This window comes from Bradyrhizobium sp. BWA-3-5 (assembly GCF_032917985.1).
GTDB lineage: Bacteria > Pseudomonadota > Alphaproteobacteria > Rhizobiales > Xanthobacteraceae > Bradyrhizobium.
The window spans coordinates 1,274,392-1,300,786 of record NZ_CP136626.1; the positions used below are offsets into that span (position 1 = coordinate 1,274,392).

Annotated in this window: 28 protein-coding genes; 18 read left to right on the forward strand and 10 right to left on the reverse strand. The window is 65.2% G+C overall.

Annotation, left to right across the window (positions count from 1 at the left end):
- Position 1: 1 nt before the first annotated feature.
- From RX331_RS06080 to RX331_RS06100, 5 genes are all read right to left on the reverse strand, one after another.
- Positions 2-844 (reverse strand): ChbG/HpnK family deacetylase, encoded by an 843-nt coding sequence (locus RX331_RS06080; protein WP_317255718.1) that lies wholly within the window; start codon positions 842-844, stop codon positions 2-4.
- The gene (locus tag RX331_RS06085) at positions 841-1,881 is read right to left on the reverse strand and encodes a glycosyltransferase family 2 protein (protein WP_317255719.1); all 1,041 of its coding nucleotides are present in this window, start codon (positions 1,879-1,881) and stop codon (positions 841-843) included. Before RX331_RS06085 ends, RX331_RS06080 begins: the two co-directional genes overlap by 4 nt.
- A 93-nt stretch (positions 1,882-1,974) precedes the next feature.
- Entirely contained in the window at positions 1,975-2,952 is a 978-nt protein-coding gene (gene hisG, locus RX331_RS06090) for an ATP phosphoribosyltransferase (RefSeq protein WP_317255720.1), read from the reverse strand.
- Positions 2,949-4,121: an ATP phosphoribosyltransferase regulatory subunit gene (locus RX331_RS06095; protein WP_317255721.1), complete on the reverse strand. Its 1,173-nt coding sequence runs from the start codon at positions 4,119-4,121 to the stop codon at positions 2,949-2,951. Before RX331_RS06095 ends, hisG begins: the two co-directional genes overlap by 4 nt.
- 180 nt (positions 4,122-4,301) lie before the next feature.
- Positions 4,302-5,045: a 16S rRNA (uracil(1498)-N(3))-methyltransferase gene (locus RX331_RS06100; RefSeq protein ID WP_317255722.1), complete on the reverse strand. Its 744-nt coding sequence runs from the start codon at positions 5,043-5,045 to the stop codon at positions 4,302-4,304.
- A gap of 205 nt (positions 5,046-5,250) precedes the next feature.
- On the opposite strand from RX331_RS06100, the gene RX331_RS06105 reads away from it, so the two are divergent.
- Complete coding sequence (locus tag RX331_RS06105) at positions 5,251-5,895, forward strand: hypothetical protein (RefSeq protein WP_317255723.1); 645 nt, start codon at positions 5,251-5,253, stop codon at positions 5,893-5,895.
- Positions 5,896-5,905: 10 nt separating this feature from the next.
- Positions 5,906-6,835, forward strand: coding sequence for a 4-hydroxybenzoate octaprenyltransferase (gene ubiA, locus RX331_RS06110; protein WP_317255724.1), 930 nt, complete (start codon positions 5,906-5,908; stop codon positions 6,833-6,835).
- A gap of 253 nt (positions 6,836-7,088) precedes the next feature.
- On the opposite strand, the gene RX331_RS06115 is transcribed toward ubiA, so the two are convergent.
- Positions 7,089-7,616: a DUF6101 family protein gene (locus RX331_RS06115; RefSeq protein WP_317255725.1), complete on the reverse strand. Its 528-nt coding sequence runs from the start codon at positions 7,614-7,616 to the stop codon at positions 7,089-7,091.
- A gap of 286 nt (positions 7,617-7,902) precedes the next feature.
- On the opposite strand from RX331_RS06115, the gene RX331_RS06120 reads away from it, so the two are divergent.
- The 6 genes from RX331_RS06120 to lpxK all read left to right on the forward strand — a co-directional run bounded on the left by RX331_RS06120 (position 7,903) and on the right by lpxK (position 13,436).
- The gene (locus RX331_RS06120) at positions 7,903-9,303 is read left to right on the forward strand and encodes a TldD/PmbA family protein (protein WP_317255726.1); all 1,401 of its coding nucleotides are present in this window, start codon (positions 7,903-7,905) and stop codon (positions 9,301-9,303) included.
- Positions 9,290-10,099 carry a 3'(2'),5'-bisphosphate nucleotidase CysQ gene (locus RX331_RS06125; RefSeq protein WP_317255727.1) on the forward strand — a complete coding sequence of 270 codons (810 nt, stop codon included), beginning with the start codon at positions 9,290-9,292 and terminating at the stop codon, positions 10,097-10,099. The genes RX331_RS06120 and RX331_RS06125 overlap by 14 nt, the downstream gene beginning before the upstream one ends.
- 93 nt (positions 10,100-10,192) lie before the next feature.
- Positions 10,193-10,432, forward strand: a complete 240-nt coding sequence (locus RX331_RS06130) for a DUF4170 domain-containing protein (RefSeq protein ID WP_317255728.1) — start codon at positions 10,193-10,195, stop codon at positions 10,430-10,432.
- Between the two features lie 5 nt (positions 10,433-10,437).
- Positions 10,438-11,151: a lysophospholipid acyltransferase family protein gene (locus RX331_RS06135; protein ID WP_317255729.1), complete on the forward strand. Its 714-nt coding sequence runs from the start codon at positions 10,438-10,440 to the stop codon at positions 11,149-11,151.
- Positions 11,114-12,448 carry a 3-deoxy-D-manno-octulosonic acid transferase gene (locus tag RX331_RS06140; protein ID WP_317255730.1) on the forward strand — a complete coding sequence of 445 codons (1,335 nt, stop codon included), beginning with the start codon at positions 11,114-11,116 and terminating at the stop codon, positions 12,446-12,448. The genes RX331_RS06135 and RX331_RS06140 overlap by 38 nt, the downstream gene beginning before the upstream one ends.
- Positions 12,441-13,436 (forward strand): tetraacyldisaccharide 4'-kinase, encoded by a 996-nt coding sequence (gene lpxK, locus RX331_RS06145; RefSeq protein WP_317255731.1) that lies wholly within the window; start codon positions 12,441-12,443, stop codon positions 13,434-13,436. Before RX331_RS06140 ends, lpxK begins: the two co-directional genes overlap by 8 nt.
- 97 nt (positions 13,437-13,533) lie before the next feature.
- Here lpxK and RX331_RS06150 read toward each other — a convergent pair whose 3' ends face one another.
- Positions 13,534-13,755 carry a DUF2093 domain-containing protein gene (locus tag RX331_RS06150; RefSeq protein WP_317258034.1) on the reverse strand — a complete coding sequence of 74 codons (222 nt, stop codon included), beginning with the start codon at positions 13,753-13,755 and terminating at the stop codon, positions 13,534-13,536.
- Between the two features lie 186 nt (positions 13,756-13,941).
- On the opposite strand from RX331_RS06150, the gene RX331_RS06155 reads away from it, so the two are divergent.
- Positions 13,942-14,781 carry a dienelactone hydrolase family protein gene (locus tag RX331_RS06155; protein WP_317255732.1) on the forward strand — a complete coding sequence of 280 codons (840 nt, stop codon included), beginning with the start codon at positions 13,942-13,944 and terminating at the stop codon, positions 14,779-14,781.
- Between the two features lie 9 nt (positions 14,782-14,790).
- Here the strand turns inward: RX331_RS06155 and RX331_RS06160 are convergent, their stop codons facing one another.
- The gene (locus RX331_RS06160; protein WP_317255733.1) at positions 14,791-15,360 is read right to left on the reverse strand and encodes a pyridoxamine 5'-phosphate oxidase family protein; all 570 of its coding nucleotides are present in this window, start codon (positions 15,358-15,360) and stop codon (positions 14,791-14,793) included.
- 97 nt (positions 15,361-15,457) lie between these two features.
- On the opposite strand from RX331_RS06160, the gene RX331_RS06165 reads away from it, so the two are divergent.
- Positions 15,458-16,258, forward strand: coding sequence for a helix-turn-helix transcriptional regulator (locus tag RX331_RS06165; RefSeq protein ID WP_317255734.1), 801 nt, complete (start codon positions 15,458-15,460; stop codon positions 16,256-16,258).
- Between the two features lie 55 nt (positions 16,259-16,313).
- Here the strand turns inward: RX331_RS06165 and xseA are convergent, their stop codons facing one another.
- Positions 16,314-17,927: an exodeoxyribonuclease VII large subunit gene (xseA, locus tag RX331_RS06170; protein ID WP_317255735.1), complete on the reverse strand. Its 1,614-nt coding sequence runs from the start codon at positions 17,925-17,927 to the stop codon at positions 16,314-16,316.
- A 133-nt stretch (positions 17,928-18,060) separates the two neighbouring features.
- Between xseA and RX331_RS06175 the strand changes: the two genes are divergently transcribed.
- From RX331_RS06175 to RX331_RS06200, 6 genes are all read left to right on the forward strand, one after another.
- A complete protein-coding gene (locus tag RX331_RS06175) occupies positions 18,061-19,071 on the forward strand; it encodes an alpha/beta hydrolase (RefSeq protein ID WP_317255736.1) in 1,011 nt (336 codons plus the stop codon).
- A complete protein-coding gene (locus RX331_RS06180) occupies positions 19,068-19,589 on the forward strand; it encodes a DUF2306 domain-containing protein (RefSeq protein WP_317255737.1) in 522 nt (173 codons plus the stop codon). Before RX331_RS06175 ends, RX331_RS06180 begins: the two co-directional genes overlap by 4 nt.
- Positions 19,586-20,137 carry a hypothetical protein gene (locus RX331_RS06185; RefSeq protein ID WP_317255738.1) on the forward strand — a complete coding sequence of 184 codons (552 nt, stop codon included), beginning with the start codon at positions 19,586-19,588 and terminating at the stop codon, positions 20,135-20,137. The genes RX331_RS06180 and RX331_RS06185 overlap by 4 nt, the downstream gene beginning before the upstream one ends.
- Before the next feature lie 4 nt (positions 20,138-20,141).
- Entirely contained in the window at positions 20,142-20,444 is a 303-nt protein-coding gene (locus RX331_RS06190; protein WP_317255739.1) for a transcriptional regulator, read from the forward strand.
- Positions 20,445-20,638: 194 nt separating this feature from the next.
- Positions 20,639-21,916 carry a phosphoribosylamine--glycine ligase gene (gene purD, locus RX331_RS06195; protein WP_317255740.1) on the forward strand — a complete coding sequence of 426 codons (1,278 nt, stop codon included), beginning with the start codon at positions 20,639-20,641 and terminating at the stop codon, positions 21,914-21,916.
- 158 nt (positions 21,917-22,074) lie between these two features.
- Positions 22,075-22,980, forward strand: a complete 906-nt coding sequence (locus tag RX331_RS06200; protein WP_317255741.1) for an alpha/beta hydrolase — start codon at positions 22,075-22,077, stop codon at positions 22,978-22,980.
- Between the two features lie 148 nt (positions 22,981-23,128).
- Here the strand turns inward: RX331_RS06200 and RX331_RS06205 are convergent, their stop codons facing one another.
- Entirely contained in the window at positions 23,129-23,575 is a 447-nt protein-coding gene (locus RX331_RS06205) for a nucleoside deaminase (protein WP_317255742.1), read from the reverse strand.
- 165 nt (positions 23,576-23,740) lie between these two features.
- Here RX331_RS06205 and RX331_RS06210 point away from each other — a divergent pair, with 165 nt between their 5' ends.
- Together RX331_RS06210 and rsmD are read left to right on the forward strand one after the other, a co-directional pair.
- Entirely contained in the window at positions 23,741-25,705 is a 1,965-nt protein-coding gene (locus RX331_RS06210; protein ID WP_317255743.1) for a pseudouridine synthase, read from the forward strand.
- A gap of 7 nt (positions 25,706-25,712) precedes the next feature.
- Positions 25,713-26,267, forward strand: a complete 555-nt coding sequence (rsmD, locus tag RX331_RS06215; protein ID WP_317255744.1) for a 16S rRNA (guanine(966)-N(2))-methyltransferase RsmD — start codon at positions 25,713-25,715, stop codon at positions 26,265-26,267.
- The last annotated feature ends 128 nt before the right edge of the window (positions 26,268-26,395 follow it).

Below are 26,395 nucleotides of genomic sequence, written 5' to 3' on the forward strand. Positions count from 1 at the left end.
GTCAACTCAATGTAACTTTATTCGCCGCCAGCAATGTCGGGAATTGGTCACTGGCCAGATAGGCGTGTTCCGCCTCGCGCTGGGTGGTGAGGGGATCGAGGCTTTGCAGCGCCTCGTCGACAAAGCCAGGATGGCACATCACGAGCCCGCCATCCGGCAGCCCTTCCAGAAATTCGGCCATCAGCGCGCCGAAATCGGACACTCTCGAAAAATCATAGGCGCCGGCGAACGCCGGGTTGAACGCGATGCCGGCATCGGCGGCGCGTTTGCGAAATTGCGCGCTCAGCATGTCGAGCACCAGCGCCTTGGGCGCGCCGAGCCGCTTGGCGAGCGGCTGGCGGCGGCCGCCCTGACGCACCCAGGCGCCCGGCGCGGCGTCCTTTACGGCACGGAGAAAGCCGTCGCGCACCTGCGGGAACAGCTGCGCGTGCTGGTGGCCATCGACGAAGTCGGGCGCGCGGCCGAACAGCTCCTTGAATGCCGCTAGCTGCGCCAGCACTTCGTCCTCGATCATTTCCGGATCGAGACGCCGGAGCACGCCCGATCGCAACAGGTTCGGAAACGGCAGAAACAGGCCGCCATCGAGCGGACGGAAATGCATCGTCAGCGGACGAAACGGCGCCGTCAGCGTCGTGTGCAGGCCGATGGCGCAGCGCGGGCTCTTCGCCGCAGCCTCCTGCAAGGCGGCGACTTCAGTGCGGCCGATCGCCGGGCCCACCACCATGACAGAGGTGGCATTGAGACGGCCGCGGCCAATCAGGTCGCGAGTCGCACGGTTGACGCCCTCGGCGAGCCCGTAATCGTCGGCGCATAGCCAGATCCGGCGCAGCGCGTCGTCCTTCATTCGGCGGCGGTCCGTTCGCTGGCCGCGGCCTCGCCGTCGGCGCGCTTCTCGGTGTGCTCGGCGACGAAGTAGATCGGCCGCGCCTTCAATTCCGAGAGGATCTTGCCGATATATTCGCCGACGATGCCGATCATGATGAGCTGCACGCCGCCGATCGTCATCAAGCCGATCATCAGCGAGGGATAGCCGGGCACCTGCTTGCCGGTGGTCCAGACCTCCCAGAGAATCGTCAAGCCGAAGATGAAGGCGCTGAGTGCGAGCAGGATGCCGAGCAGGCTGGCAAAGCGCAGCGGCGCCACCGAGAACGACGTCAGTCCCTCGATCGACAGGCCGATCAGCCGGCCCGGGCTGAAGGTGGTGACGCCATGCGCGCGCGGCGCCGGCTCGTAGTCGACGCGGATCTGGCGGAAGCCGATCCAGTTCGACAGGCCCTTGAAGAAGCGGTTGCGCTCGGGAAGCTGGCGCAGCGCGGTCGCCGCGCGCGGCGACAGCAGGCGGAAGTCGCCGGCATCCTCCGGGATCTTCTGCCGCGCGCCCCAGTTGATCAGCGCGTAGAAGCTACGCACTGCAAACCGGCGCGTCGCCGATTCATTGTCACGATGCGCCTTCGCGGTATAGACGACGTCGTAGCCGTCATCGATCCAGTGCGAGACCAGCTTCTCGATCATATCAGGCGGATGCTGGCCGTCGCCGTCCATGAACAGCACCGCGCCGCGGCGGGCGTGGTCGAGCCCGGCCATCAGCGCCGCTTCCTTGCCGAAATTGCGCGACAGCGACACCACCTGGACGTCGAGGCCGTCGGCTTTGAGCGTGCGCGCAATCGCCAGCGTGTTGTCGGCGCTGCCGTCGTCGATATAGACGACCTCGGTCGCCAGCCCGTAGCGCGTCATCAGCGTGTCGGCGAGGCCGGTCAGCCGCTCGTGCAGCATCGCCAGGCCCGCCGCCTCGTTGTAGACGGGCACGACAATCGACAGGCCTTTCGCCGCGGCGCTGGCTGCGGTCGTCGTCAGGCGGGAAACGTCAGAGCCGAGCGTCATCGAACAGGTCCCAGATTATCCAACCGTATATGCTACCTGCTGGAGGCTGTCGCAACGATGAACGAAACGGCAGCCTTATTGCCGCAAGCAACCTTATTGCTGCAAGAAGGCCTCGAGCCTGGCAAACAACGGGTTTTCGCGGTCGAGCACGTAATCCAGCGAGGCGATCGAGACCGTGTCGGCGCCGTGCTCGCGCAGAAAGCTGCCGAGGGCGTAGAGGTGCATCGGCGGGCAGTGCAGCGTGAGCATCCCTGAGGAGGACGGCCCGCCGAACGGCGCCATCACGCCGAAGCGGTTGTGCGCATCGGCCAGCAGCTTGTCGTTGCAGCCGGCAAAGCGGGTGCGGACTTCGCGGAATTTGGCGGCGCGGGCCCTTGCTGCGATGTGGTCGAGGATGACGCGCGCGGTCTCTCTGGCCTCCGTCGACCAGTCGGCGTCGCGCGAGGCGACGAGATTGGCCTGGCTGCGCAGGATCACGCCGTCGTCGAGTACCTTCAGCCCGTTGGCCGCGAGCGTCGCCCCGGTCGTGGTGATGTCGACGATCAGCTCGGCGGTACCTACCGCCGGCGCGCCTTCGGTCGCCCCGGCACTCTCGATGATGCGGTAATCGACCACGCCGTGGGAAGCAAAGAAGCTGCGCGTCAGGTTGATGTATTTGGTCGCGACTCGCATCCGCCGGTTATGCTGGGCGCGGAAGCCGGTGGTGACGTCGTCGAGGTCGGCCATGGTGCGGACGTCGATCCAGGCCTGCGGCACCGCGACCACGACATTGGCGCTGCCGAAGCCGAGATTGTCGATCAAGAGCACGCGCTTGTCGGCGTCCGCGATGCTTTCGCGCAACAAATCCTCGCCGGTGACGCCGAGATGCACCATGCCGCGCGCGAGCTGCGAGGCGATCTCGCCCGCCGAGAGATAGGCGATCTCGACATTGTCGAGGCCGGCAATGGTGCCGCGATAGTCGCGTGCGCCGCGCGGTTTGGCCAGCGTGAGGCCGGCGCGCGTGAAGAACGCTTCGGCGTTGTCCTGCAAGCGGCCCTTGGAGGGAACGGCGAGAACGAAGGGAGTGGTCATGCGGCGCTCCCTTTGGCGCTGGACTGGCCGAGCTCTGTCACCGCCTCGATCCACACCGAGAAGCCGACCGCCGGGATCGGCGCGGGCGCGCCGAGCTGCGTCATCAACCCATCATAGCGTCCACCGCCCATCAGTGGCTCGACGCCGTTGCCTTTACCCTTGCCATGCAGCTCGAATTCGAAGCCGGTGTAATAATCAAGGCCGCGGCCGAACGCGGTGGAGAACCGCGTCGATCTGGTATCGACGCCGCGCGCGGCCATAAAGCCGATGCGGCTTTCGAGCTGATCAATTGCGGCGTCAAGATCCAGCTTCGCGTCGGAAGCCAGCGCGCGCAATTGCTGGACCGACTCGTTGGGATCGCCGGAGATCGCGAGAAAGCGCTTGATGATGTCGAGCGCATCGCGCGGCAACGCGCCCGCCTTCAGCGTCGATTGTTCGAGGAAGCGGTCGGCGATTTCGGCTACCGTGCGTCCGCCGACATTGGTGGTGCCGGCGATCGACATCAGGTCGGTGACGAGCGCCAGCGCCGCCTTGCGGTCGGAGCCGGCGATCGCGGCCAGCACGCCCTCATATTCGTTGCGGCCGGGCGCGGTCGAAAGCGTCAGCCGCTCGATGTCGTCCGTAAGGCTGACCTTGCGGTTGAAATCCTTGATCAGCCGCCGCCGCCACACCGGATAGAGGTCGAGCGCGTCGATGAGCGCATTGAACAGCGCGACGTCGCCAGTGCGGACGTCGACATCTTTCACGCCGAAGGCTGAGGTCGCCTCCAGCGCCAGCGCCAGCATTTCGGCGTCCGCCGCGGCGCGGTCCTGCCGGCCGAACGATTCGATGCCGGCCTGCAGAAATTCGCTGGGGCGGCCGTCGCGATAGCGGAACACCGGCCCGAGGTAGGAAAAGCCCGCAGGCTTCCCGGCACTGGCCGAAGCCAGGTAATCGCGCGCCACCGGAATGGTGAGGTCGGGGCGCAGGCACAGCTCCTCGCCCGAGGCGTCCGTGGTCAGGTAAAGGCTCTTGCGGATGTCCTCGCCAGAAAGATCGAGGAACGGCTCGGCCGGCTGCAGGATGGCCGGGTGCGCCTGGACGTAGCCGCCTTGGGCAAACGACAACAGCAGCGCGTCCGCCCAGGCGGCGGACCCGGCAGCACCAGGGGAGGCGGCGGTCGCGGTCATTTCAGGGTCCAAAATCCGGAAAAACCGGGGTTCTTAACGGTTAGTTTCGGGTTCCCCGCGGCAGTCCGGGGCCCGCTGGCGCAGCCCTTAGCATGGCCCGGCCAGCGTTTCGACAGGGATCGGGCAACTGAATTAATAGCGGGTGGCCCGGCCCGGACGCCCGGGCGGTCGCTCCGCCCACTAGCTCCGCCAATCCCCCAACGCCGCCTGCACGAGCGCCAGCGCGGCGACGCCGGCGGTGTCGGCGCGCAGGATGCGGGGCCCGAGGGACAGCCGCAGCGTGTTCGGCTGCCGTAGCAATAGCGCCCGTTCTTCCTCGGCAAACCCGCCTTCCGGGCCGATCAATATGTCGATCCCCGCGGCGGCCTGCGCCGCCTGCAGCGCCGGCACGGGAGCTCCGACATCGCTCGCCTCATCGCAGAACACCAGCAGCCGGGTGGTCTGGCGCTTGTCGAGAAAGCGGTCGAGCGCAATCGGTTCATTGACCTCGGCAAGGCTCAGAATGCCGCACTGCTCGACGGCCTCGATGACATTGGCGCGCATCCGCTCGCTGTTGACCCGCGAGACCTGGGTGTGTCGCGTCAGCACCGGCTGCAGGCGTGAGGCGCCCATCTCCACCGCCTTCTGCACCATGTAGTCGAGGCGGGCGTGTTTGAGCGGTGCGAAGACATAGGCGACGTCGGGCAGGCGGTCCTGCGGCCGGGTCTGCGCGATGATGCTCAGGCCATCTGCCCGCTTGCGGCCCTCGATCGCCGCCCGCCATTCGCCGTCACGGCCGTTGAACACCAGGATGTTGTCGCCGGCAGCGAGCCGCAGCACGTTGCCGAGATAATTGCTCTGGTTTCGTTGCAGCGCGATCTTCTCGCCTTCGCGCAATGCGGCGTCGACGAACAGGCGAGGGGCGCTAAAATCGAACTCGGGCATGGCTTTAGTTCCGTTTCCTGGGCGCTTTTAGCCTAAGGCGCTCAAATCCGGGCGCTATTTTTAACTTTCCGGGGTCATGCGCCGCGCTCCCGCCCCAATCAATGGGTTGTTAAGGCGCGGCAGGAATCGTAAAAAGCCCTCCGCAAATCTGCTTCGTTTTTTGAAGACGTTGGGCTTGCCTGGACCTCGCCGGAGAAAACCCTTGATGATCCGCCGCCTGATTGCGCCGCTGACCGCTGCCGCCATGATCGTTTCCGCGGGCCATGTGTTTGCGCAAGGTGCGTTTCCGGCGCCGTTGCCCAACCAGCAGAGCGCCTCGCCGTTTCCGCCGGTGAATGGCGCCGCGCCATCCGCCACGGTCGGCGCGCCGTCGCCGTTCCCCTCGCAAGGCGCTGCCCCGGTTTCCCAGGGATTCAGCGCGCCGCCGCCGCAGGCCAGTGGTGCAGCGGACGCCTGCATGAAGGGCTTCGTCCCGCTGCGCGAGGAAGCCGAAAAACGCGGCAAGCTGATCAAGGCCGCGAGCGACCGCAAGGCGCCGCCGGATGAGGCCTGCAAGCTGATCAAGAATTTCGGCGCCGCCGAAATGAAGATGATCAAATATGTTGAGACCAACTCGGCCAAATGCGGAATTCCGCCGCAGATCGCCGACCAGCTCCGGAACGGCCACAAGAACACCGAGAAGATGCAGACCCAGGTGTGCAACGTGGCGCAGCAGGCCGCTGCGCGCGGCCCGGCCGGACCCAGCCTCAGCGAAGTGCTCGGCTCGTCGGCGGCGATGCCGGAGGCGCAGACGGTCAAGAAGGGCGGCAGCACCTTCGATACGCTGAACGGCAACGTTCTCCAGCGATGACCCCGCTCCGATGAGCGACGTGACCGCCCGCGTTGCCGACGCCACAGGCAACTGGGTCGACACGCACGCGCCGGCCTGGTCGCGGCCTTACCTGCGGCTTTCCCGTTTCGACCGTCCGATCGGATCGTGGCTGTTGTTGATGCCGTGCTGGTGGTCAGCGGCGCTGGCCGCCGGCATCGCGCGTGACGTCTCGTCATTGCCGCTCGTCATCGTGCTGTTCTTCATCGGCGCTTTCGTCATGCGCGGTGCCGGCTGCACCTGGAACGACATCACCGACCGCGACCTCGACGCCAAGGTCGAGCGCACGCGATCGCGGCCGCTGCCGGCCGGGCAGGTCAGCGTGGCGCAGGCCTTCGCCTTCCTGGTGCTGCAGGCGCTGATCGGCCTCGCCGTGCTGTTGCAGTTCAACCGCTTCGCGATACTGACCGGCATCGCCTCGCTCGTCATCGTCGCGATCTATCCGTTCATGAAGCGCATCACCTGGTGGCCGCAGGTCGTGCTGGGCCTCGCCTTCTCCTGGGGCGCGTTGATGGGATTTGCCGTCACGCTCGGGCGCATCGACCTGACCGCGCTGGTGCTCTATGCCGGCTCGATAGCCTGGGTGATCGGCTATGACACGATCTACGCCCATCAGGACGCCGAAGATGATGCGCTGATCGGCGTCAAGTCGACCGCCCGCCTGTTCGGCGAGCGCACCCATCTTGCGCTTTCGATATTTTATCCGCTCGCGGTGGTGCTGATCGGCGCCGCCCTGGCGCTCGGCGGCGCGCGCTGGCCGGCCTGGATCGGGCTGGTGGCGTTCGCTGCGCATCTCGCCTGGCAGATCGGGCGATTGGATATCAGCAATCCCGCGCTGTGCCTGCGCCTGTTCCGGTCGAACCGCGACGCCGGGCTATTGCTGTTTGCCGGACTATTGGTTGATGCGGTGATACGCGCATAGCTCTTGAGGTACGCAAAGAGGAGCGATGCGATGTGCCCACCATCCATCAGCCAGCACGCTGAGGTGAGCGGCGTCGGCCATCATCACCGACGCGCAGCCGCCTCACATTCAGTCGTCATCCCCGCGCAGGTGGGGATCCAGTATTCCAGAGACGCCAGTGATCGAAACGATAAGCTGCGGCGTACTGGATCCCCGCCTTCGCGGGGATGACAGTCGAGTGTTACGTCAATGGCGACTAAATTCGGCGGAGAATTCAATCCCGCGCAATGATCTCGCGTTCGTCGCGGTGAACGGTCTCGATGTTGACGAGATTGCCGAGCCGGCGGCGCATCAAAAATTTCGGGCGGCGGCCGCGGATCGCGTTGTGGCGGCGGCGGCGGGCAGCCGGTTCGCGATCGTCATCTTCCGTCAGCAGCGGCAGTGCGAGGATGTCGCTCCACATCTGCCAGGCAGTGGCGATTTCCTCGTGGTCGGAGCTGACACAAAGCGGAATATTCAGCGCGGGGTCGCGGTGCGCCATCACCAGCATCTGCGCCTCGTCATCGAGGCCGCGCAAGGCAACGCCGAGAAAGTCGCTGACGCGGACGTTGATCGCCATCCGCATGCCGAGCACGGCCCGGTGCAGCACGACGCGTTCGCGATGAAGCTCGATTTTCCGCACGCCACCGTCTGCGCGGGTGTCGTGCGCATGGAAGCTGAGCGGCAGAGAAAGAGGGTCGAGCCGCATTGCGCGGCTCGACCCGGCGGGATTGATCCCGCTTGTTGCTGTTTGACGCCTCACGGCTTTCATCTCCCCGCCGGGATTATGTTCCCGGTCGATACGCGAGACCTTAGCCGAGTGATTTCCGTTTCGCCTTAAAAAGCCTGGTTAAGGAGACGTCACCCGCCCTCCATCTGCCCGCATGATTGACAAGACCTTGGCGCGCATGATTGACGAGACCTTGCGCAAATGCCGAAATTGTTTGGCATTTGGCATCGCAAAATGCTTGAAATCCCTGTGAATCAGGCACATCTGAAGGCCTCGTCGATTTGCGTTCCCGCTCCCCTCAATGTCAGGGATTTTGTTTGTGAACTCTTCACCATCCACGACGTCATCGCCGTCAAAGGCCCCCGACACTTCCGACCTGTTCGATCAATCGGCGCTGTCGACGCTGGCGCAGCGCCTGGTCGAGGCCGCGAGGCGTGCCGGCGCTGATGCGGCCGATGCGGTTGCGGTGCGCGGCGTCTCGCAAGCAGTCGAGGTGCGCGACGGCCGGGTCGAGGAATCCGAGCGGTCGGAAGGCGACGATGTCGGCCTGCGGGTGCTGGTCGGCCAGCGCCAGGCGGTGGTCTCGACCAACGACATCTCCGGCGACGGCATCGCCAAGCTCGCCGAGCGGGCGGTCGCGATGGCCCGCGTCGCGCCTGACGATAAATATGTCGGCCTCGCCGATCCCTCGCTACTGGCGCGCGAGTTCGCCGATCTCGACGTGCTCGACCGCACCGTGCCTGATACAGCCGAACTGGAACGCCGCGCCTGCGAGGCGGAAGCCGCGGGCCTTGCGGTCAAGGGCGTGACAAAATCGGGTGGCGCATCCGCCTCGAGCGGCATCGGCGGCATGGTGCTGGTGACTTCGACCGGCTTCCACGGTTCCTATCTGCGCTCCAGCCACGGCATCTCGATGACCGCGATCTCGGGCGAAGGCACCGGCATGGAGCGCGATTACGATTTCACCTCCGCGCCGCACGCCTCCGACCTCGATTCGGCGGAAAGCGTCGGCCGCCGGGCAGGGGAGCGCACCGTGGCGCGCGCCAATCCGCGCAAGGTCGAAACCTGCAAGGTGCCGGTGGTGTACGATCCCCGTGTTGCCGGTTCGCTGGTCGGCCATCTCGTCAGTGCCATCAACGGCGCCTCGATCGCGCGCAAGACCAGCTTTCTGAAAGACCGAATGGGCGAGCAGCTATTCGCCAACGACATCCGCATCATCGACGATCCGCTTCGCGTGCGCGGCCTGCGCTCGCAGACCTTCGATGCCGAGGGCGTCAAGGTAAAGAAGCTTGCGCTGATCGATGAAGGCGTGTTGACCACGTGGCTGCTTGACTGCGCCACCGCGCGCGAGCTCGGACTTGTCACTACCGGGCATGCCCATCGCGGCGTCTCGTCCTCGCCGTCGCCGGGATCATATAATCTGCATCTGGAGCCCGGCGCGATGACGCCGAAGGAACTGATCTCCGACATCAAGCAGGGCTTTTACGTCACCGACTTGATCGGCTCCGGCGTCAATAGCGTCACCGGCGATTACAGCCGCGGCGCTTCCGGGTTCTGGATTGAGAACGGCGAGATCACCTATCCCGTTAGCGAAGTGACGATCGCAGGGCATTTGCTGGCGATGTTCAAATCGCTGGTTCCAGCCAACAACCTGGAGTTCCGCTACGGCGTCAACGCGCCGACGCTGCGCATCGAGGGCCTGACGCTTGGCGGACGCTGATACCGCCGAAAAGATCTGGACGCGCGACGCGGCGCTGCTGCGCGATACCGTGCACGAGGCCGGCGCGCTGGCGCTGTCGCTGTTTCGCACCGACCTAAAGAACTGGACCAAGGGCGCTTCGTCGCCCGTCTCCGAGGCCGACATTGCGGTCAACGACCTCGTCGAGCGGCGGCTGCGGGGGGCGACGCCGGAATATGGCTGGCTGTCGGAGGAGAGCGTCGACGACGATTCCCGTCTCGGCAAGAAGCTATGCTGGATCGTCGATCCGATCGACGGCACCCGGGCCTATCTGGGCCACCGCGAGGACTGGTGCGTGAGCGTGGCGCTGGTTGCGGGGTCGACGCCGGTGCTGGCAGCGGTGTTTGCCCCGGTCAGCGACGAATTCTTCTTCGCAATACGCGGCAAGGGTACCACCCATAACGAAAAGCCGGTGCGTGCCACCGCGGGCACGGAGCTCGATTTTTCCCGCATGGCCGGCCCGAAACCGCTGGTGCAGCGGCTGAGCACCTCGCCAGGCGACATCACGCTGCATCCGCGAATCGGATCGCTGGCGCTCCGGCTCTGCCGGGTCGCGGATGGCAGCCTCGATGCCGCTTTTGCAGGCGGCCAGAGCCGCGACTGGGATCTTGCCGCAGCGAATTTGATCGTGCAGGAAGCGAATGGTAGAATGACCGCGCTCTCGGGGGATGCGATTGAGTACAATCGCCGGGAGGTAGTGCACGGGGTGTTGGTGGCAGCGGGGCAGGATCGGCATGCGCGCATTGTCGAGCATTTCCGGGATCATCGGTTGCCCTGATTAGGTCGAAATCCGTGTCACAAATCATCCCGTTCATCCCGCGATTGATCGTATCGCTCTTGCTTGCCGGGCATTTCGTTAGGAAAGACCATCATGCCAGATAATGCCCCGCAGCAATTGCTGCATCTCGTCATCGGCGGCGAGCTGACCGATCTCGAGCACGTCACGTTCAAGGACCTCGACCAGGTCGACATCGTCGGCGTCTATCCCAACTACGCATCTGCGCTCGCGGCCTGGAAGGCGAAGGCGCAGCAGACCGTCGACAACGCCCACATGCGCTACTTCGTGGTTCACCTCCACCGGTTGCTCGACCCGGGCCAAGACACGAAGTAATCCAGTTGAAACGTCTCCTTCGCGATTTGCTGCGCAGCACCTTCGTTCAGCGCGCGCTGGGTGTGCTTGCGGCCGAGTATCTGCGGCTGGTCTGGCTGACCAATCGCTTCAGCTATGAGCCACCCGATGTCTATGCGCAGGTCGAGCCGGAAATGCCGGCGATCTTCGCGTTCTGGCACGGCCAGCATTTCATGACGCCGTTCATCAAGACGAAGGAGAGCCACCGCGCCAAGGTGCTGATCTCGCGGCACCGCGACGGCGAATTCAATGCGATTGCCGCCGAGCGGCTCGGCATTGGAACCATCCGCGGCTCCGGCGATCATGGCGGGGCGTTTCACCGCAAGGGCGGCGTCGGCGCCTTTCGCGAGATGCTGCAGGCGCTTGAGGACGGCTGGAACGTCGCAACGACGGCCGACGTGCCGAAGCGCGCGCGGGTCACAGGTCTCGGCGTCATCATGCTGGCGCGCGAGTCGGGGCGACCGATCATGCCGTTTGCGATGGTGACCTCCAGATTCATCCGGTTGAAGAACTGGGACTCTACCACCATCAATTTGCCATTTGGGCGCGGTGCGCTGGTCGGCATTGAACATATATTCGTACCGCCCGACGCCGACGCCGAAACTATGGAAAAGCTGCGGCTTAAGGTAGAAGCATTACTGAACGAAGCGACTCGCCGCGCCTATGCGGCGGTCGGGCGTCCGGAGGCCGCTCTTGGCTAATTCGCTGCCCATGACGTTGCGCGTCTACCGGAAACTGTCGTCCGCGATGGTGCCGTTGTCGCCTGCGGTGATCAGTCGGCGGCTGAAACTCGGCAAGGAAGATCCCGCAAGGATCGGCGAGCGCCGCGGCCTCAGCGCCGACGTGCGTCCTGCGGGTCCCCTGGTGTGGATTCACGGCGCCAGCGTCGGCGAAGTGCTGGCGGCGGCGGCGCTGATCGAACGGCTGCGGGCGCTCAATCTGCGCATCCTTCTGACCTCGGGCACGGTGACGTCGGCTGCGATCGTCGCCAAGCGGTTCCCGCCTGATGTCATCCACCAATATGTGCCTTACGACTCGCCGCGTTACGTCGCGCGTTTCCTAGATCACTGGCGGCCCTCGCTCGCGCTGTTCATCGAATCGGACCTGTGGCCGAACCTGATCCTGTCGAGCGCCGCGCGGCGGCTGCCAATGGTGCTGATCAACGGACGAATGTCGCAGCGCTCGTTCCCGCGCTGGCAGCGGGTCCAGGGGACCATCGCGGCGCTGCTCGACAAATTCGACGTTTGCCTGGCCCAGTCGAAGACCGACGCGGAGCGGTTCAGGGCGCTCGGCTGCCCCAATGTGGTGGTCACGGGAAACCTCAAGCTCGACGTTCCCGCGCCGCCGGCCGACGGCAACAAGCTCGATATGCTGATGTCGATGACGCGCGGCCGCCCGGTCGTGGTCGCGGCCTCGACGCATCCCGGCGAAGAAGAGATCCTGACCGAGACCCACCGGACGCTCTCCGGATTCTTTCCGGGGCTTCTGACCGTGATCGTGCCGCGGCATCCCGACCGCGGCGAGGCCATCGCCCACATGATCGCCGCCGCCGGTCTCAATCCCAGCCTGCGCTCGCGCGAGGAATTGCCGACCGCCACGACCGACATCTACGTCGCGGACACCATGGGCGAACTCGGGCTGTTCTACCGCCTTGCGCCGATCGTGTTCATGGGCGGTTCGCTGGTCGAACATGGCGGGCAAAACCCGATCGAGGCAATCAAGCTCGGCGCGTCAGTCGTTCACGGGCCGCACGTCTTCAACTTCACAGACGTCTATGAGGCGCTCGATTCGGCCGGCGGCGCGCGGCGGGCCGCGACGCAGGAAGCGCTGGTAAAACAGTTCGGTCAGATGCTCGCCGATCCCAGGGCGCGCGAGGCCGTGTTCACCGCCTCCGAACGCGTGGTCGGACAACTCGGCGGCGCGCTGGAGCGGACGCTCTCCGCGCTCGAGCCCTATCTGTTGCAATTGCGGATCGAGATGGGAGCCGCCAATGCGTGAGCCGGGCTTCTGGCACGGCCCCGCTTCGCTCAACTCGCATCTATTGAAACCGCTCGGCGCGCTCTATGGCGCCATCGCCGCCAGGCGCTTGCAGCGCAGGGGATTGAACGCCGGCATTCCCGTTATCTGCGTCGGCAATTATCACGTCGGCGGCGCCGGCAAGACGCCGACCGTGCTGGCGCTGGCAAAACTGCTGCGCGAGCTTGGCGAGACGCCGGTCGTGCTCAGCCGCGGCTATGGCGGCGCATTGCGCGGGCCGGTCAGGGTCGATCCCGGCAGGCACAGGGCTTCCGATGTCGGCGACGAACCCTTGATGCTGGCGGCCCATTTGCCGGTGGTCGTCTCGCGCAAGCGCGCCGAAGGCGTGCCGCTGGCGCGATCGCAGGGCGCGACCGCGATCCTGATGGACGACGGCTTCCAAAGTCCTGCGATCGTCAAGGATGCGTCCCTGATCGTGATCGACAGCGAGCGCGGGATTGGCAATGGGCTGGTATTACCGGCGGGCCCGTTGCGCGCGCCGCTGCGGCCGCAACTGGCGCGCACCGATGCGCTGATCGTCGTCGGCGACGGCACCGCTGCGGCGGCGGTGGCGGCCGAGATTGCAGCTCACGGCAAGCCCGTGTTGCGCGCACGTCTGAAGCCCGATGAAGCGCAGGTCGCTGCACTGCGCGGCCAGCGCGTGCTGGCCTTCGCCGGCATCGGCGACCCCGTGCGTTTCTTTAACACGCTGCGTATCAGCGGGATCGAAGTCGCCAAGGAGCAGGCGTTCGCCGATCATCATCCGTATTCGCAGGCCGAGATCGAAGGCCTGGTTACCGAAGCCAAACGCGACGGGCTGACTCTAGTCGCGACGGAAAAGGATCTGGCGCGGCTGCGTGACGGGGCGCAGCAAATCGTGCCATTTGCGGTGACGCTGGAGTTCGATGAGCCGGCGCTGCTGCGCAAGTTCGTCGCCGACCGCTTATTCAAGGCGCGCGAGAGGAAATGATCGTAGCCCGGTTGAGCGGGAGCGACACCCGAGGCCGCTGTCACCTTCATTCCCGGACGTCGCTTCGCTCATCCGGGCTTACGGAATGGAGCTAATCCTACGACTTCAGCGCGCCGGGAAAATGCCGCTGCAGCACCGCGCTCGGGACCGAATAGGCCTCCTGCAAATCGACGCTCCAATACTTCAATTCGTCGAGCGGAATCCGCACGTCGGTGATGGCGCAGCGCACATAGGTTCCCGGCGAGATCACGCGGAAATCGCCATCGAGATACTGCACCTGCGCTTCGCCATGGCCCGAGGGACCGAACTTGTTGAGCACCGTCAAATTCTCCGATCGGCCGTCCTGCGCGAACTTGGCCTTAAGGTGTATTTTCAAAAATTCGATCTATCATAAATAGGTCGTACTGTCCGCCCCGAAACCACCGACTTGTGATGATTTTGTGCCAGGTCGCATGATAGCCTTAAATTCACTGTGCCCGCGGTGCCACAACAATCTGGCCCAAACATGCGTTTCTTGTCGGTAGCGCTATCCCTGACGCTCCTCGCGGTGCCCTGCGCGGCGGGTGCTGCGCCGTTGTCGGCGCCCCTGCAGGTCGATATTCCAGAGGTCAGCCTGACCTTGCATGCGCAGCTCTACAAGCCCGAAGGTCTGGGTCCGTTTCCCACCGTCATTGCCCTTCACGGCTGCGGTGGATTGGGTGGGCAATCAGAGCCGGTGCTGCTGCGTTATCGTGACTGGGCGGAACAGCTGTTGAAATCCGGCCACGCGGTGCTACTGCCGGACAGCTATGGTTCGCGTGAACTCGGGCCGCAATGCCGCGTCAACACGAAGGAGCGCCGCGTGCTAGCCCGCCGCGAGCGGGTGGCCGATGTCAATGCGTCGCGGCAATGGCTGCTGCAGCAGCCCTGGGTCGCGCGGGACCGCATCAGCCTGATCGGATGGGCCAACGGCGCCAGCGCGCTGCTCTGGGCGGTGCGGCCGCAATCGCTATCGCGCAGCACCGAACCGGACTTCCGCTCGGCTATCGCATTCTACCCCGATTGCCGCATCTCGTCCGGCCTCGGCTGGAGCACGCGCGTGCCGACGCTGTTGTTGATCGGCGCCAAGGACGACGTCAGCTCGCCGTCGGCCTGCCGCCAGGTGGTGGATGGCGCGCGAGGCCGCAGCGCGCTGGCGCGGATCATCGTCTATCCCGGCGCAGCCCACGACTTTGATCGCGCCAACCTTCCGCTGCGGGCGATCGCCGGCGCAGACGCCAGCCTGCCTGAACGCGGTCACATCGGCACCGATGCGGATGCGCGCAAGGATGCGCAGGAACGCGTCACCGAGTGGCTGGCGCGCTAGCTTGGCCTGTCAGCGTGGCGGAGCCATGCTGTCAGGAGCAAAGTCGGTCGGCAGGCCATCGATGCTCTTCATGTTCTTCAGACGCCAGTATTTTCGCAGATTGTCGACGCCCTGCGCCGTCCAGTAGCGCACGAGGCTGCCACGCTCCTGCTTGTAGGCGAACAGCGGCACGCCCATGCCGCATGACGTCTGCACGAGGTCAATCGAGAGCCGTACGATCTGGCGCGCCCCGGCAACTTCCTCGAACCTTGGAATGAGATCGGCGTACTCCGGCGTGCCGCGCATGAGCGATCGGCCCTGGCCATAGAGCCGCAGGATCATCGGAGCGCCATCGAAGGCGCAAAACATGATGGTCAACCGCTTGTCGTCAGAGGCGATCAGATGCGCACGGGTCTCGCTGCCGCTGCCAGTGCAATCGAGGTAGGCGACGTCAGTCTCTCCGAGCACCCGGAATGACGACAGGCCCTTGGGAGAGACGTTGATGCGTCCCTTCGGCGGGGCGCTGGCGACGAAGAATATCTGCTGCCGCTCGATGAAAGCCCGGTGCTCCGGTTCGATCCTCGCGAATTGCTTGCCCATCCCCATCCATCCTTTTTGCAGCGACGAAGTCGAGATAGAACTAGCCGAGCGTAGGTACCGGTTTAAGAATACACTTTATACTGGTATAAAGATCACCATGATGGGACAAGACCCGCTCGCTCCGGCCCTCTCGCTCAGCGCGTTCCTGCGCGCGCTCCGGGAGCGCCAGTCTCCGGCAGAATTCGGCCTCGCTGCCGGACCACGACGGCGCACGCCCGGCCTCCGCCGTGAGGAGGTCGCCCAGCTCTGCGGATTGAGCGTCACCTGGTACACGTGGATCGAGCAGGGCCGCGATGTGTCTGTCTCTGCTTCGGCCCTTGCGCGCCTCGCACACGGATTGCGCCTGTCGCGCGCCGAGCGCAGCTATCTGTTTGAAGTTGCGCGCAAGCGCGATCCCGAGCGGCCGGGCAACAGGGATGATCCACCTGAGGGCGTGTTGGCCTGCGTCGATGCGATCGATGGTCCCGCTTACATACTCGATCGCACATGGGGCGCGCGTCGTTGGAACGCGAAAGCGTCCCGACTGTTCGCAGGATGGCTCGATGCCGACGGCGAAAAAAACCTGCTGCGCTACATCTTCCTCAGGCCCGAGGCTCGAACGCTGATCCTTGACTGGACCTCCCGTGCGCACCGCGTCGTCGCGGAGTTCCGCGCTGCGGCGACAGGCTACTCCGACGATCCGGATATTCGCCGGCTCGTCGACGAATTGAGAATTGGAAGCCCTCACTTCGAGCGCTGCTGGGAGACACAGGGGGTTTTGGCACGCGAAGGCGGCGAACGCGCGTTCAATCATCCGACCATGGGACTGCTGCACTATCAGCAGGTGTCGCTGTCACTCGCGGGCTGGCCCGACTATCGACTGACGATGCTTCTCTCTGCACCGAGCGTACGCAGTTGATGACCGGTACCGGGCCAAACCCGCCGCTCGCGTAACGAAGAGTGAAGTCCGCGTCCTAGAACAGGCTTCCCTGATCGACCGGCTTGGCGGCGCGCTTCGGCGCTGCGGCCGGCTTGGCGTCGCGCGAGGCCGGTTTGGCAGGGCTCGCGGTTGCGGCCGGGCGGTCCGCATCGGCGGTAGCGCCGACATTGCCGTCTGCGAATTCGATCGACAGACGCGCGCTCGGTCCGACCGCGCTCGCCGCATGAACGGCGTGGCCATGCTCGTCGCGCACCAGCGCAAAGCCACGGGCGAGCACGCCGCGATAGGACAGCGCCGACAACAACTGACCGCTATGGGCGACGCGGGCGTCGCTTCGCTGCAGGGTGGTCACCAGCGCGCGGCGGGCGCGTTCGGCCAGCCGCAGCACGCGTTCGCGCTCGCGCGCAATGGCGTTGCGCTGCGCCTGCGCGTTGGAAAGCTTTGAAGCCTTGAGCCTGACCTCGAGCCCCATGAAGCGCTCGCGCCGGTGGCGCAGCAGCGCACGGGCGGAGAGGCGGATGCGTTCGCCCGACACGGTGAGGCGATGATTGGCCTGCGCGACCTGCCCGTGCAGCACCTTGAGCGTCAGCCCGGCGCTCAATTGCGAGAACCGGCGGTGATGGGCGTGGGTATTGGCTTTCAAGCCGCGGGGCAGGGCGGCGCCGAGATGATCCAGCCGTTGCCGCGGGATCGCCAGCAGTTCGCTCAGGCTCGGCAGCGCGCGGGCCGCGGCGCGCAGTTCGTTGCGGCGGCTCTCCTGGCCGCGTTGCCAGCACAGCATCGTGCGTCGTGCGAGGCTCTCGACCTCGGCGAACAATTCGCTGCGCACCGGAACCGCCATTTCGGCCGCTGCCGTCGGCGTCGGCGCGCGTTTGTCGGCGGCGAAATCGATCAGCGTGATATCGGTCTCGTGGCCGACGGCTGATATCAGCGGGATCATGCTGTCGGCGGCAGCGCGAACCACGATCTCCTCGTTGAACGACCACAGATCCTCCAGCGAGCCCCCGCCGCGCGCGACGATCAACAGATCGGGGCGCGGGATGCGGCCGCTTTCGGGCAGCGCATTGAAGCCGCGGATGGCGGCGGCGACCTGGTCGGCCGAACCTTCGCCCTGCACCTTCACCGGCCACACCAGCACGCGGCGGGGAAATCGGTCCTGCAGGCGGTGCAGGATGTCGCGGATCACGGCGCCGGTCGGCGAGGTGACGACGCCGATCACTTCCGGCAGCCACGGCAGCAGCTGCTTGCGTGCTTCGTCGAACAGGCCTTCGGCGGCAAGCTTCTTCTTGCGCTCCTCCATCAGCGCCATCAGCGCGCCGATGCCGGCGGGTTCGAGCTGGTCGATGACGATCTGGTACTTCGAAGAGTTCGGATAGGTCGTGAGCTTGCCGGTGGCGATGACCTCAAGCCCCTCCTGCGGCTTGAAGCGCATCCGGGCGTGAACGAATTTCCAGATCACGGCCTCGATCTTGGCGCTCTCGTCCTTGAGCGCGAAATAGCAGTGACCCGAGGAGTGCGGCCCCCGGAAGCCGGAGATCTCGCCGCGGACGCGGACATGGCCAAAGCGGTCCTCCACCGTCCGCTTGAGGGCGGAGGAGAGCTCGGAGACGGTGAATTCGGGCGCGTTGGCAAGCGGTTCGGCGGGCATCACAAATCGATTCGGGTGTTTGAGCTTTGTTCGCAAATTAAGGATTTCAGCCGCCCGCGCCAGCCGGCTTGCCTTGCCGAGAACTCTGTAATATAGAGTTCTCTATCTGAAATGAGAGATGAGGGTTTAGTTCGTGTTGGATCGGCTGGTGCGGGGCGGCCTGATCGTCCTGAGGTGGGCGCTGTGCGCGGTAGGCTCGTTGGCGCTGGTCGTGCTGGCGATGCTGGCGTGGCCGCTCCAGCGACCGCCGGAGCTGCAGTCGATCTCGGAGACGGTGCGGAGGATCGACCGCAGCTCCATGCCGGGCCTGCAGCGTTTCTCCGCTCGCGACGGAACCGAGCTCGCCTATCGCCACTATCCGGCGCGTGGACCGAGCAGCGGCCGAATCGCGATTCTCGTCCACGGCTCGTCCGGTTCGAGCGTCGCGGTACATGCGCTGGCTGATGGGCTCGCCGCGCGCGGGGTGGCCACTTGGGTGCCCGATATCCGCGGCCACGGCGGCTCCGGCACGCGCGGCGATATCGGCTATTTCGGTCAACTCGACGACGATCTCGCCGACCTTGTGGCGCTAGTCCGCAAGACCGCTCCATCAGAGCCGGTGACCCTGCTCGGCCATTCCTCCGGGGGCGCCTTCGCGCTGCGCGCGGCTGGCGCGCCGATGCAGAATCTGTTCGCGCGCACCGTGCTGATCGCGCCCTATCTCGGCTATGACGCGCCGGTCAATCGTCCGAAGGCCGGCGGCTGGGTCAATGCCGACATTCCGCGTCTTATCGCACTCGCGGCGCTGCGACGGCTTGGAGTCGATTGCTGCGAGGCCCTGCCGGTGCTGGCCTTCGCCGTACCGCCGAATTCCGAGCGATTCGTGGCGACGACCTATTCGTTCCGCCTGATGCGCAATTTCACGACGCGCGGCTATCGCACCGACCTTATCGCTGCGACGCGGCCGGTCACGATCTTCGCCGGCGCCGATGACGAATTGATGCTCGCGGGCAAATATGCCGAAACCGTGCATGCGGTGGCGCCCTCGGTCGACGTCAAGGTGATCGACGGCATCAACCACATGGCCATTGTGTCGGCACCGAAGGCAATCTCGGTGATTGCCGATGATGTCGCCACGCGCGGCGCGACGGGGAGTGGATCATGATCGCGCATTTAACGCTTCCGGGCGCAATCCACGCGGTATTGGCGCTGCTGTGCATCGCTGCCGGTTTCATCCAGTTCCTGCGTCCCAAGCGCGGTGCGGGCCATCGGGCGCGCGGCTATTTCTACGTTTACGCCATGCTGGTATCCGACGGCACAACGTTGCTGGTCTACCGATTCACCGGCCACTTCAACCCGTTCCATGTCGCCGCGATCGTGAACTTCACCTTAATTGTACTGGCGATCGTTCCGCTGTTGCGGACGCCGCGGCCGCCAAATTGGCGAACGACCCACTACTACTTCATCGCCTGGTCCTATGTGTCACCGATGTCTGCGTTGGCAATCAACATCGTGGCGCGGCTGTTGCCGCTGACGACGCGGGAGCAGATCGGATTGATGGCGCTGGCCGTGTCGGTCGTGACGATGACGATCGCGTATATCCTGATCGCGAAGTATCGTCCGCTACCGGAAGTGCCAACGGTTTCCACTGAGCTGGCCGGACAAAGCGGAGCGCGATCATGATCGACAGCCAGCAGGCCAGCGCAGCGCTGGACGATATCAACGATGTGGTGAAGCGGGTCCGCCAATCGCGAATCTATCAGATCGCCAGTCTCATTATCATCGTTTGGGGCGTGGTGCTGTTTGCGGCCTACATCGCCGTCTACACCTGGCCGCGTCAGGGCTATATGATCTGGACAGTCTTCAATCTCCTCGGCGTCGTGATCACCACCACGATGGGCGTCTTCATCAATCGCCGCTCTGGCACCCCTCGCTTCCCGATCCGAGGATTGACTACGTTCCTGCTGATCGTCGCATTTGGCGTCTTCTGCTCGGTCGTGCTCGGTCATTTCGGCCCGCGCCAGATGACCGTGTTCTGGGCGCTCTACGGAATGTTGTTCTATGCGATTGCAGGCCTGTGGTTCGGCTACGCCTTCGTCGTGATTGCGATCTGCACGAGTGCCCTGGCGCTGCTCGGCTACTACTATGCCGGTGCCGCCTATTTATTGTGGATGGCGGTGGCGCATGGCGGGGGGTTGATTGCCGGCGGCCTCTGGATGCGTCGGATCTGAAGAGATGGCAGAACTCGACGACATCATTCATCAGCCCTTGCGGCTGAAGATCATGGCAGCGCTGAACGCCTTGCCGGGCCCGGTCGGGCTCGAATTCGTGCGGCTGAAGAAGCTGACCGGCGCCACCGACGGCAATCTCGGTGCCCATATCGAGACCCTGTCGAAGGCGGGCTATGTTACCGTGGAAAAGGCCTTTGTCGGCAAGAAGCCGCAGACCACGGTAACTGCGACCGCCGCCGGTCGGGCCGCTTTCGCGCGCCACGTCGCGACGCTGCAAGAGATCATCGCCGCTTCCGGTGCGAAATAGTCGCTGTCATTCCGGGGCGATGCGGAACATCGAACCCGGAATCTCGAGCTTATTTACGCTAACGCAAAACAACCGCGAGATTCCGGGCTCGGCGCTTCGCGCCCCCGGAATGGCGGCTGTTGATATCCCCTTGCGGCGAGGGGGCGTTTTGTGCGACCGAAACCGGCATCTCATCCCCGCATCTGGCTCCAGTCATGAACATTCTCCTGCTCGGTTCCGGCGGCCGCGAACACGCTCTCGCATGGAAGATCGCCGCTTCCCCGCTGCTCACCAAATTGTGGTGCGCTCCCGGCAATGCCGGCATGGCCCGCGAGGCCGAATGCGTGGCGCTCGATGCCGCCAATCATCCCGCGGTGATTGAGTTCTGCAAGCACAACGCCGTTGATCTCGTCGTGGTCGGCCCGGAAACGCCGCTGGTCGCGGGCATTGTCGACGATCTCGCCGCGGCCGGGATCAAGGCGTTCGGGCCGAGCAAATTGGCCGCTCAACTCGAGGGCTCGAAGGGATTTACCAAGGATCTCTGTAGCGAGTTCAATATTCCGACGGGGACCTACCGGCGCTTTGATAATGCCGGCGACGCGCTGGCTTACGTACGCGCCCAGGGGGCGCCGATCGTGGTCAAGGCCGACGGGCTAGCGGCGGGCAAGGGCGTCGTGGTGGCGAAGACGCTGGCTGAAGCCGAAGCTGCTGTTGCCATGATGTTCGACGGCAAGTTCGGCGGCGCCGGCGCCGAGGTCGTGATCGAGGAATGCCTCCTCGGCCGCGAGATCAGTTTCTTCGCGCTGTGCGACGGCGAAACCGCTATCCCGCTCGCCTCGGCGCAGGACCATAAGCGCGTGTTCGATCATGACGAGGGGCCGAACACCGGCGGCATGGGCGCCTATTCGCCGACGCCGTTCGTGACGGCTGAAATTCATGATCAGATCATGTCGCGGATCATCCTGCCGACGATCGCCGGCATGAAGCAGCGCGGCACGCCGTTCAAAGGCGTGCTCTATGCCGGCGTGATGCTGACCGAGCAGGGACCAAAACTGTTCGAATACAACGTCCGCTTCGGCGATCCCGAGTGCCAGGTGCACATGCTGCGGATGATGTCCGACATCGTGCCGGCGCTTCTGGCGTCGTGCGACGGGCAATTGAAGCATTTTGATCTGCGTTGGTTCCCCGATCCGGCGCTGACAGTGGTGATGGCGGCGAAGGGCTATCCCGGCGACTACAAGAAGGGCACGCCCATCGAAGGCCTCGATGATGCCGCCAGGATCGAGGGTGTCGAAATCTTCCATGCCGGCACGGCGGCAAAGGATGGCGGCATCGTCGCCAATGGCGGCCGCGTGCTGAATGTGTGCGCGATGGGCAAGACGGTGACGGAGGCGAGGGAGCGTGCGTACCAGGCCGTCGATCGCATCAAATGGGCGGATGGTTTTTGCCGGCGTGACATCGCGTGGCAGGCGGTGGAGGCGGAGAGGGGTTAGGCGCACGCACGCGCCGCTATTCCCGCTCGCGATGCCAGGGCCGCCGCAGCGCCTGTTGTTCACCGCGGCACTGGTGTTTACTGGATTATCCGCTGGAGCCTGTCATCGGGCGGCCATTTGGCCGGCCCGGTGGCGGATGATGACGGGAGAGTGTGAACATGGCCGATCTTGCCGATCTGTTTCCCGGATATGCGTCGGAATGGATCAATACGTCGTCAGGACGCATCTTCGCGCGCGTCGGTGGCAAGGGACCGCCGTTGCTCTTGCTGCACGGGTTTTCCTCGACGCATGTGATGTGGCACCCGGTCGCGCCGAAACTCGCCGACAGTTTCACGCTGGTCATCGCCGATCTGCCGGGCTACGGCTGGTCGGACATGCCCCGCACCGACGACAACCACACGCCCTACACCAAGCGTGCGATGGCGAAAGCGATGGTGGAAGCAATGGAGCAGCTCGGCCATGTGCATTTCGCACTCGCCGGCCACGACCGCGGCGGGCGCGTGTCCTATCGGCTGGCGCTCGATCATCCCGGGCGGCTGTCAAAGCTCGCCGTGCTCGATATCGCGCCGACCTATGATTACTGGGAGAAGCTGAACCGGCTCTCCGCGCTGAAGATCTATCACTGGTCATTCCTGGCGCAGCCGAATCCGCTGCCGGAAACGCTGATCGCGGGCAACGGTGAATTTTTCCTGCGCTACAAGATGGCGAGCCAGACCAAGTCGAAGACGCTGGATGCCATCGACCCGCGCGCGCTCGAGCACTATCTCGCGCCGTTCCGCGATCCCGCCCGCATTCACGCGATGTGCGAGGACTACCGCGCCGGCGCTTACGCCGATTACGAGATCGACAAGGCCGATTTCGCAGCCGGCAAGAAGATCACGACCCCAATGCTGGCGCTGTGGGGCGATGCCGGCGTCGCATCTGCGGCGACCACGCCGCTCGATACCTGGAAGAAATGGGCGACGTACGTTTCAGGCGCGCCGGTGGATTCCGGGCACTTTTTGCCGGAGGAGAACCCGGAGGTGACGGCTAAGCTGCTGAGGGAGTTTTTTCTGGCGGCGTGAGACCAAATTCGCCGCATACTCAGTCGTCATCCCGCGCAGGCGGGGATCCAGTGCGCCGCGGCTTCTCGGTCAATCACCAGGGTCTCTGGAATACTGGATCATCCGCCTTCGCGGATGATGACAGTGGTGGTGAAAGGCGGCATCGTGCCTACCGCCGCTCCCTGAAAAATTCCCGCAATAGCGTCGCCGCCTTGACCTCGCCGACCGCCGAATAGACCTCCGGCACATGGTGGCAGGTCGGCTGCGCGAAGAACCGCACGCCGGAATCCACCGCGCCGCCCTTGGGGTCGGCGGCGCCGTAATAGAGCCGCCGGATCCGGGCGAACGAGATCGCGCCGGCGCACATGGTGCAGGGCTCCAGGGTGACATAGAGGTCGCAATCGACCAGCCGCTCGGTCCCGATGGCCTCGGCCGCCTGCCGGATCGCCAGAATTTCGGCATGCGCGGTCGGGTCGCGGTCGGTCAGGGTCCGGTTGCCGGCGGTGGCGATCACCTCGTAATCCCTGACGATGACGCAGCCGATCGGAACTTCGCCGGCTTTTCTGGCGTTTTCGGCCGTTTTCAGCGCCAAATCCATGAAAGAAGGGGCAGTCATGCCTCGTATCATCGGAATAAACCTGCTATGAGGGCCGCCTTCAGCAAACGTGGATGCCGGTTTTGCGTGAGAATGCGCCCTGCGCGACGTGCGCGCGCGTTGTCGCTTTGACAGCCCATCCCGATCCGCCTGATGGCCATTTTATTCGGACCCAAGAGAATATTCATGCCCCGCGATAACGACAAAAACAACGACTCCCGCGGCCGGCGTGACCGTCCCGGCGGCGGCAAGGGCCGCGCCGGCGGAGGGAAGGGCCGCTCGGGGGCGGCGAGGGGGCCAGAAAAGAAATTCGCCAAGCGCGGCTTTGGCGCCCGGGATGACGGCGAGCGGCGGCCCTATGCCGGAAAATCCGAGGGCGCGAAGTCGTTTGGCAAGAAGCCCTACGCCGGCAGGCGCGACGGCGATGACCGTCCACCGCGCCGGGACTTTGGCGATCGGCCGCAGCGCTTCAACCGGGATGATGGTCCGGACCGCGGTCCGCGCAAGGATTTCCGCCCGCGTGAGGATCGTGATGGCGAGAAGCGTTCGTTCAAGCCGCGCGGCGACCGGCCGAACTTCGATCGCGATCGTGACGATCGGCCGCCGCGTCGCAATCGCGACGACGCGCGCCCGGCCGGGCGGTTCTCCGAAAAGAAGTTCGGCGACAAACGCCCCTACGCGCCGCGCGGCGATCGGCCCTATGGCGATCGCCCGCCGCGCGATGGCGAAAAGCGGTTCTCTCGCGGGCCGCGCAAGGATTTTGGCGACCGCCCCGAGCGGGGTGAGGAAAAGCCGTGGCAGAAGCGCGATGATCGGGGCGGGCGCGATAGAGGCAGCTTCGATCGGCCGCGCTTCGACCGCTCGCGCGACGATCGCGGCGGCGACGATCGTCCGCGATTTTCGCGCTCACGCGAGGATCGTCCGAAATTCGATCGTCCCCGCGAGCGCCGTGACCGTGATGGAGATCGCGGCCGGCCGGCAGGCCGCACTGAGTGGCAGGAGCATCCGCGCAGCGAAGGGCGCTTCAACAATCGTCCGCGCCGTGACAATGAGGACGACAGTCGGATTTTTGCGAAGCGTCCCGCCTTTGGCGGCCGCGGCGCCTATCGCGAGCGTACGCCGGATTTTGACAAGCGCGCCCCGCGCCCCGAGTCAAAGCCCAAAAAGGCCGGTGAGCGCATCGCCAAGGTGGTGGCCCGTGCAGGCCTTGCCTCGCGCCGTGACGCCGAGGAGCTGATCACGGCGGGCCGCGTCACGGTCAACGGCCGCGTCATCAACTCGCCGGCGCTCGACGTCACCGCCAATGACGTGATTGCGGTGGACGGCAAGGTGCTGCCGCCGCGCGAGCGGACGCGGCTGTTCATGTATCACAAGCCGCGCGGGCTGATGACGACGCATGACGATCCCGAGGGGCGGCCGACCGTGTTCGACAACCTCCCCGAAGGCCTGCCGAGGCTGATCTCGATCGGTCGGCTCGATTTCAACACCGAGGGGCTGCTGCTCCTGACCAATGACGGCGGGCTCGCCCGCGCGCTCGAACTGCCGGATACCGGCTGGCTGCGGCGTTACCGCGTCCGCGCCCATGGCGAGGTCACCCAGGCGCAACTCGACGAGTTGAAGAAGGGCGTCGAGGTCGACGGCGTCAAATACGGTCCGATCGATGCTCAGCTCGAGCGCGACCAAGGCGCCAATGTTTGGGTGGTGTTCGCGATCCGCGAGGGCAAGAACCGCGAGGTGCGCAACGTGATGGCGCATCTCGGCCTCGAGGTGAACCGCCTGATCCGCGTCTCCTATGGGCCGTTCCAGCTCGGCGAGCTGGCCGAGGGCCAGGTGGAGGAGGTCAAGACGCGGGTGCTGCGCGAGCAGCTCGGCGAGAAGATCGCCGCGCTTGCCGGCGCCGATTTCAACCGTCCGGCGCAGGACGACAAATCCGAGGGTGACGACGACGCGCCGCGCAGCAAAAAACCGTTCAAGCCGGCCGGCAAGAGCGCGCTGATCGCCGACCGCAAGGGCCGCCGGGTGCTGGTGCAACGTACCGGCAGCGAGGAGGCCCGCGCGCGCAACGAGGACGAGGCCAACGGCTACGGCCCGCCGCGCCGCCCGAAGCGCGGTTATCACGGCAAGCGCGATCTGAAGCCGCGGGACGAGTAGGCTGGCGATGCGCGTCGTCGGCGGAAGACTGAAGGGCCGCAATCTGGCCTCGCCCTCGACGCAGGCGATCCGCCCGACGGCGGACCGGCTGCGCGAGTCCGTGTTCAACATCCTGATCCACGCCTATGACAACCCGATCGAGGGGGCGCGCGCGCTCGACCTGTTCGCCGGCACTGGCGCGCTCGGCATCGAGGCGGTCTCGCGCGGAGCCAGCTTCACGCTGTTCGTCGACAATGGCGCGGAAGCGCGCGCCTTGTTGCGGAATAATGTCGAGGCGCTCGGCCTCGGCGGCGTCACAAAAGTCTATCGCCGCGACGCCACCAATCTCGGCCCGGCGCATCCGGTCGAACCGTTCTCGCTGGTGTTTCTCGATCCACCCTACGGCAAAGGACTTGCCGAGAAGGCGCTCGACTCGCTGCGCGACGGCGGCTGGCTGACGCCGGGGGCACTGGTCGTGGTCGAGGAGGCGAAGGCGGCGGCGTTCGCGGCTCCCGATGGATTCGAGGAGCTGGAGCGGCGGGCGTACGACGATACAGAGTTCGTGTTTTTGCGAGGTCGATGACTCCCGCTGCTTCCCCAACCACCACTGTCGTCGCCCGGCTCGACCGGGCGATCCAGTACGCCGCGGCCTATCGGTTCAAACTCGAACGTCTCCGGAATACTGGGTCACCCGCCTGCGCGGGTGACGAC

Bases quoted from the DNA above. Each gene is read 5' to 3' on its own strand.
- RX331_RS06080 (WP_317255718.1), bottom strand. From the start codon at position 844: ATGAAGGACGACGCGCTGCGCCGGATCTGGCTATGCGCCGACGATTAC.
- RX331_RS06085 (WP_317255719.1), bottom strand. From the start codon at position 1,881: ATGACGCTCGGCTCTGACGTTTCCCGCCTGACGACGACCGCAGCCAGC.
- hisG (WP_317255720.1), bottom strand. From the start codon at position 2,952: ATGACCACTCCCTTCGTTCTCGCCGTTCCCTCCAAGGGCCGCTTGCAG.
- RX331_RS06095 (WP_317255721.1), bottom strand. From the start codon at position 4,121: ATGACCGCGACCGCCGCCTCCCCTGGTGCTGCCGGGTCCGCCGCCTGG.
- RX331_RS06100 (WP_317255722.1), bottom strand. From the start codon at position 5,045: ATGCCCGAGTTCGATTTTAGCGCCCCTCGCCTGTTCGTCGACGCCGCA.
- RX331_RS06105 (WP_317255723.1), top strand. From the start codon at position 5,251: ATGATCCGCCGCCTGATTGCGCCGCTGACCGCTGCCGCCATGATCGTT.
- ubiA (WP_317255724.1), top strand. From the start codon at position 5,906: ATGAGCGACGTGACCGCCCGCGTTGCCGACGCCACAGGCAACTGGGTC.
- RX331_RS06130 (WP_317255728.1), top strand. From the start codon at position 10,193: ATGCCAGATAATGCCCCGCAGCAATTGCTGCATCTCGTCATCGGCGGC.
- RX331_RS06140 (WP_317255730.1), top strand. From the start codon at position 11,114: ATGCGGCGGTCGGGCGTCCGGAGGCCGCTCTTGGCTAATTCGCTGCCC.
- lpxK (WP_317255731.1), top strand. From the start codon at position 12,441: ATGCGTGAGCCGGGCTTCTGGCACGGCCCCGCTTCGCTCAACTCGCAT.
- RX331_RS06155 (WP_317255732.1), top strand. From the start codon at position 13,942: ATGCGTTTCTTGTCGGTAGCGCTATCCCTGACGCTCCTCGCGGTGCCC.
- RX331_RS06160 (WP_317255733.1), bottom strand. From the start codon at position 15,360: ATGGGCAAGCAATTCGCGAGGATCGAACCGGAGCACCGGGCTTTCATC.
- RX331_RS06165 (WP_317255734.1), top strand. From the start codon at position 15,458: ATGATGGGACAAGACCCGCTCGCTCCGGCCCTCTCGCTCAGCGCGTTC.
- xseA (WP_317255735.1), bottom strand. From the start codon at position 17,927: ATGCCCGCCGAACCGCTTGCCAACGCGCCCGAATTCACCGTCTCCGAG.
- RX331_RS06180 (WP_317255737.1), top strand. From the start codon at position 19,068: ATGATCGCGCATTTAACGCTTCCGGGCGCAATCCACGCGGTATTGGCG.
- RX331_RS06185 (WP_317255738.1), top strand. From the start codon at position 19,586: ATGATCGACAGCCAGCAGGCCAGCGCAGCGCTGGACGATATCAACGAT.
- RX331_RS06190 (WP_317255739.1), top strand. From the start codon at position 20,142: ATGGCAGAACTCGACGACATCATTCATCAGCCCTTGCGGCTGAAGATC.
- purD (WP_317255740.1), top strand. From the start codon at position 20,639: ATGAACATTCTCCTGCTCGGTTCCGGCGGCCGCGAACACGCTCTCGCA.
- RX331_RS06200 (WP_317255741.1), top strand. From the start codon at position 22,075: ATGGCCGATCTTGCCGATCTGTTTCCCGGATATGCGTCGGAATGGATC.
- RX331_RS06205 (WP_317255742.1), bottom strand. From the start codon at position 23,575: ATGACTGCCCCTTCTTTCATGGATTTGGCGCTGAAAACGGCCGAAAAC.
- RX331_RS06210 (WP_317255743.1), top strand. From the start codon at position 23,741: ATGCCCCGCGATAACGACAAAAACAACGACTCCCGCGGCCGGCGTGAC.
- rsmD (WP_317255744.1), top strand. From the start codon at position 25,713: ATGCGCGTCGTCGGCGGAAGACTGAAGGGCCGCAATCTGGCCTCGCCC.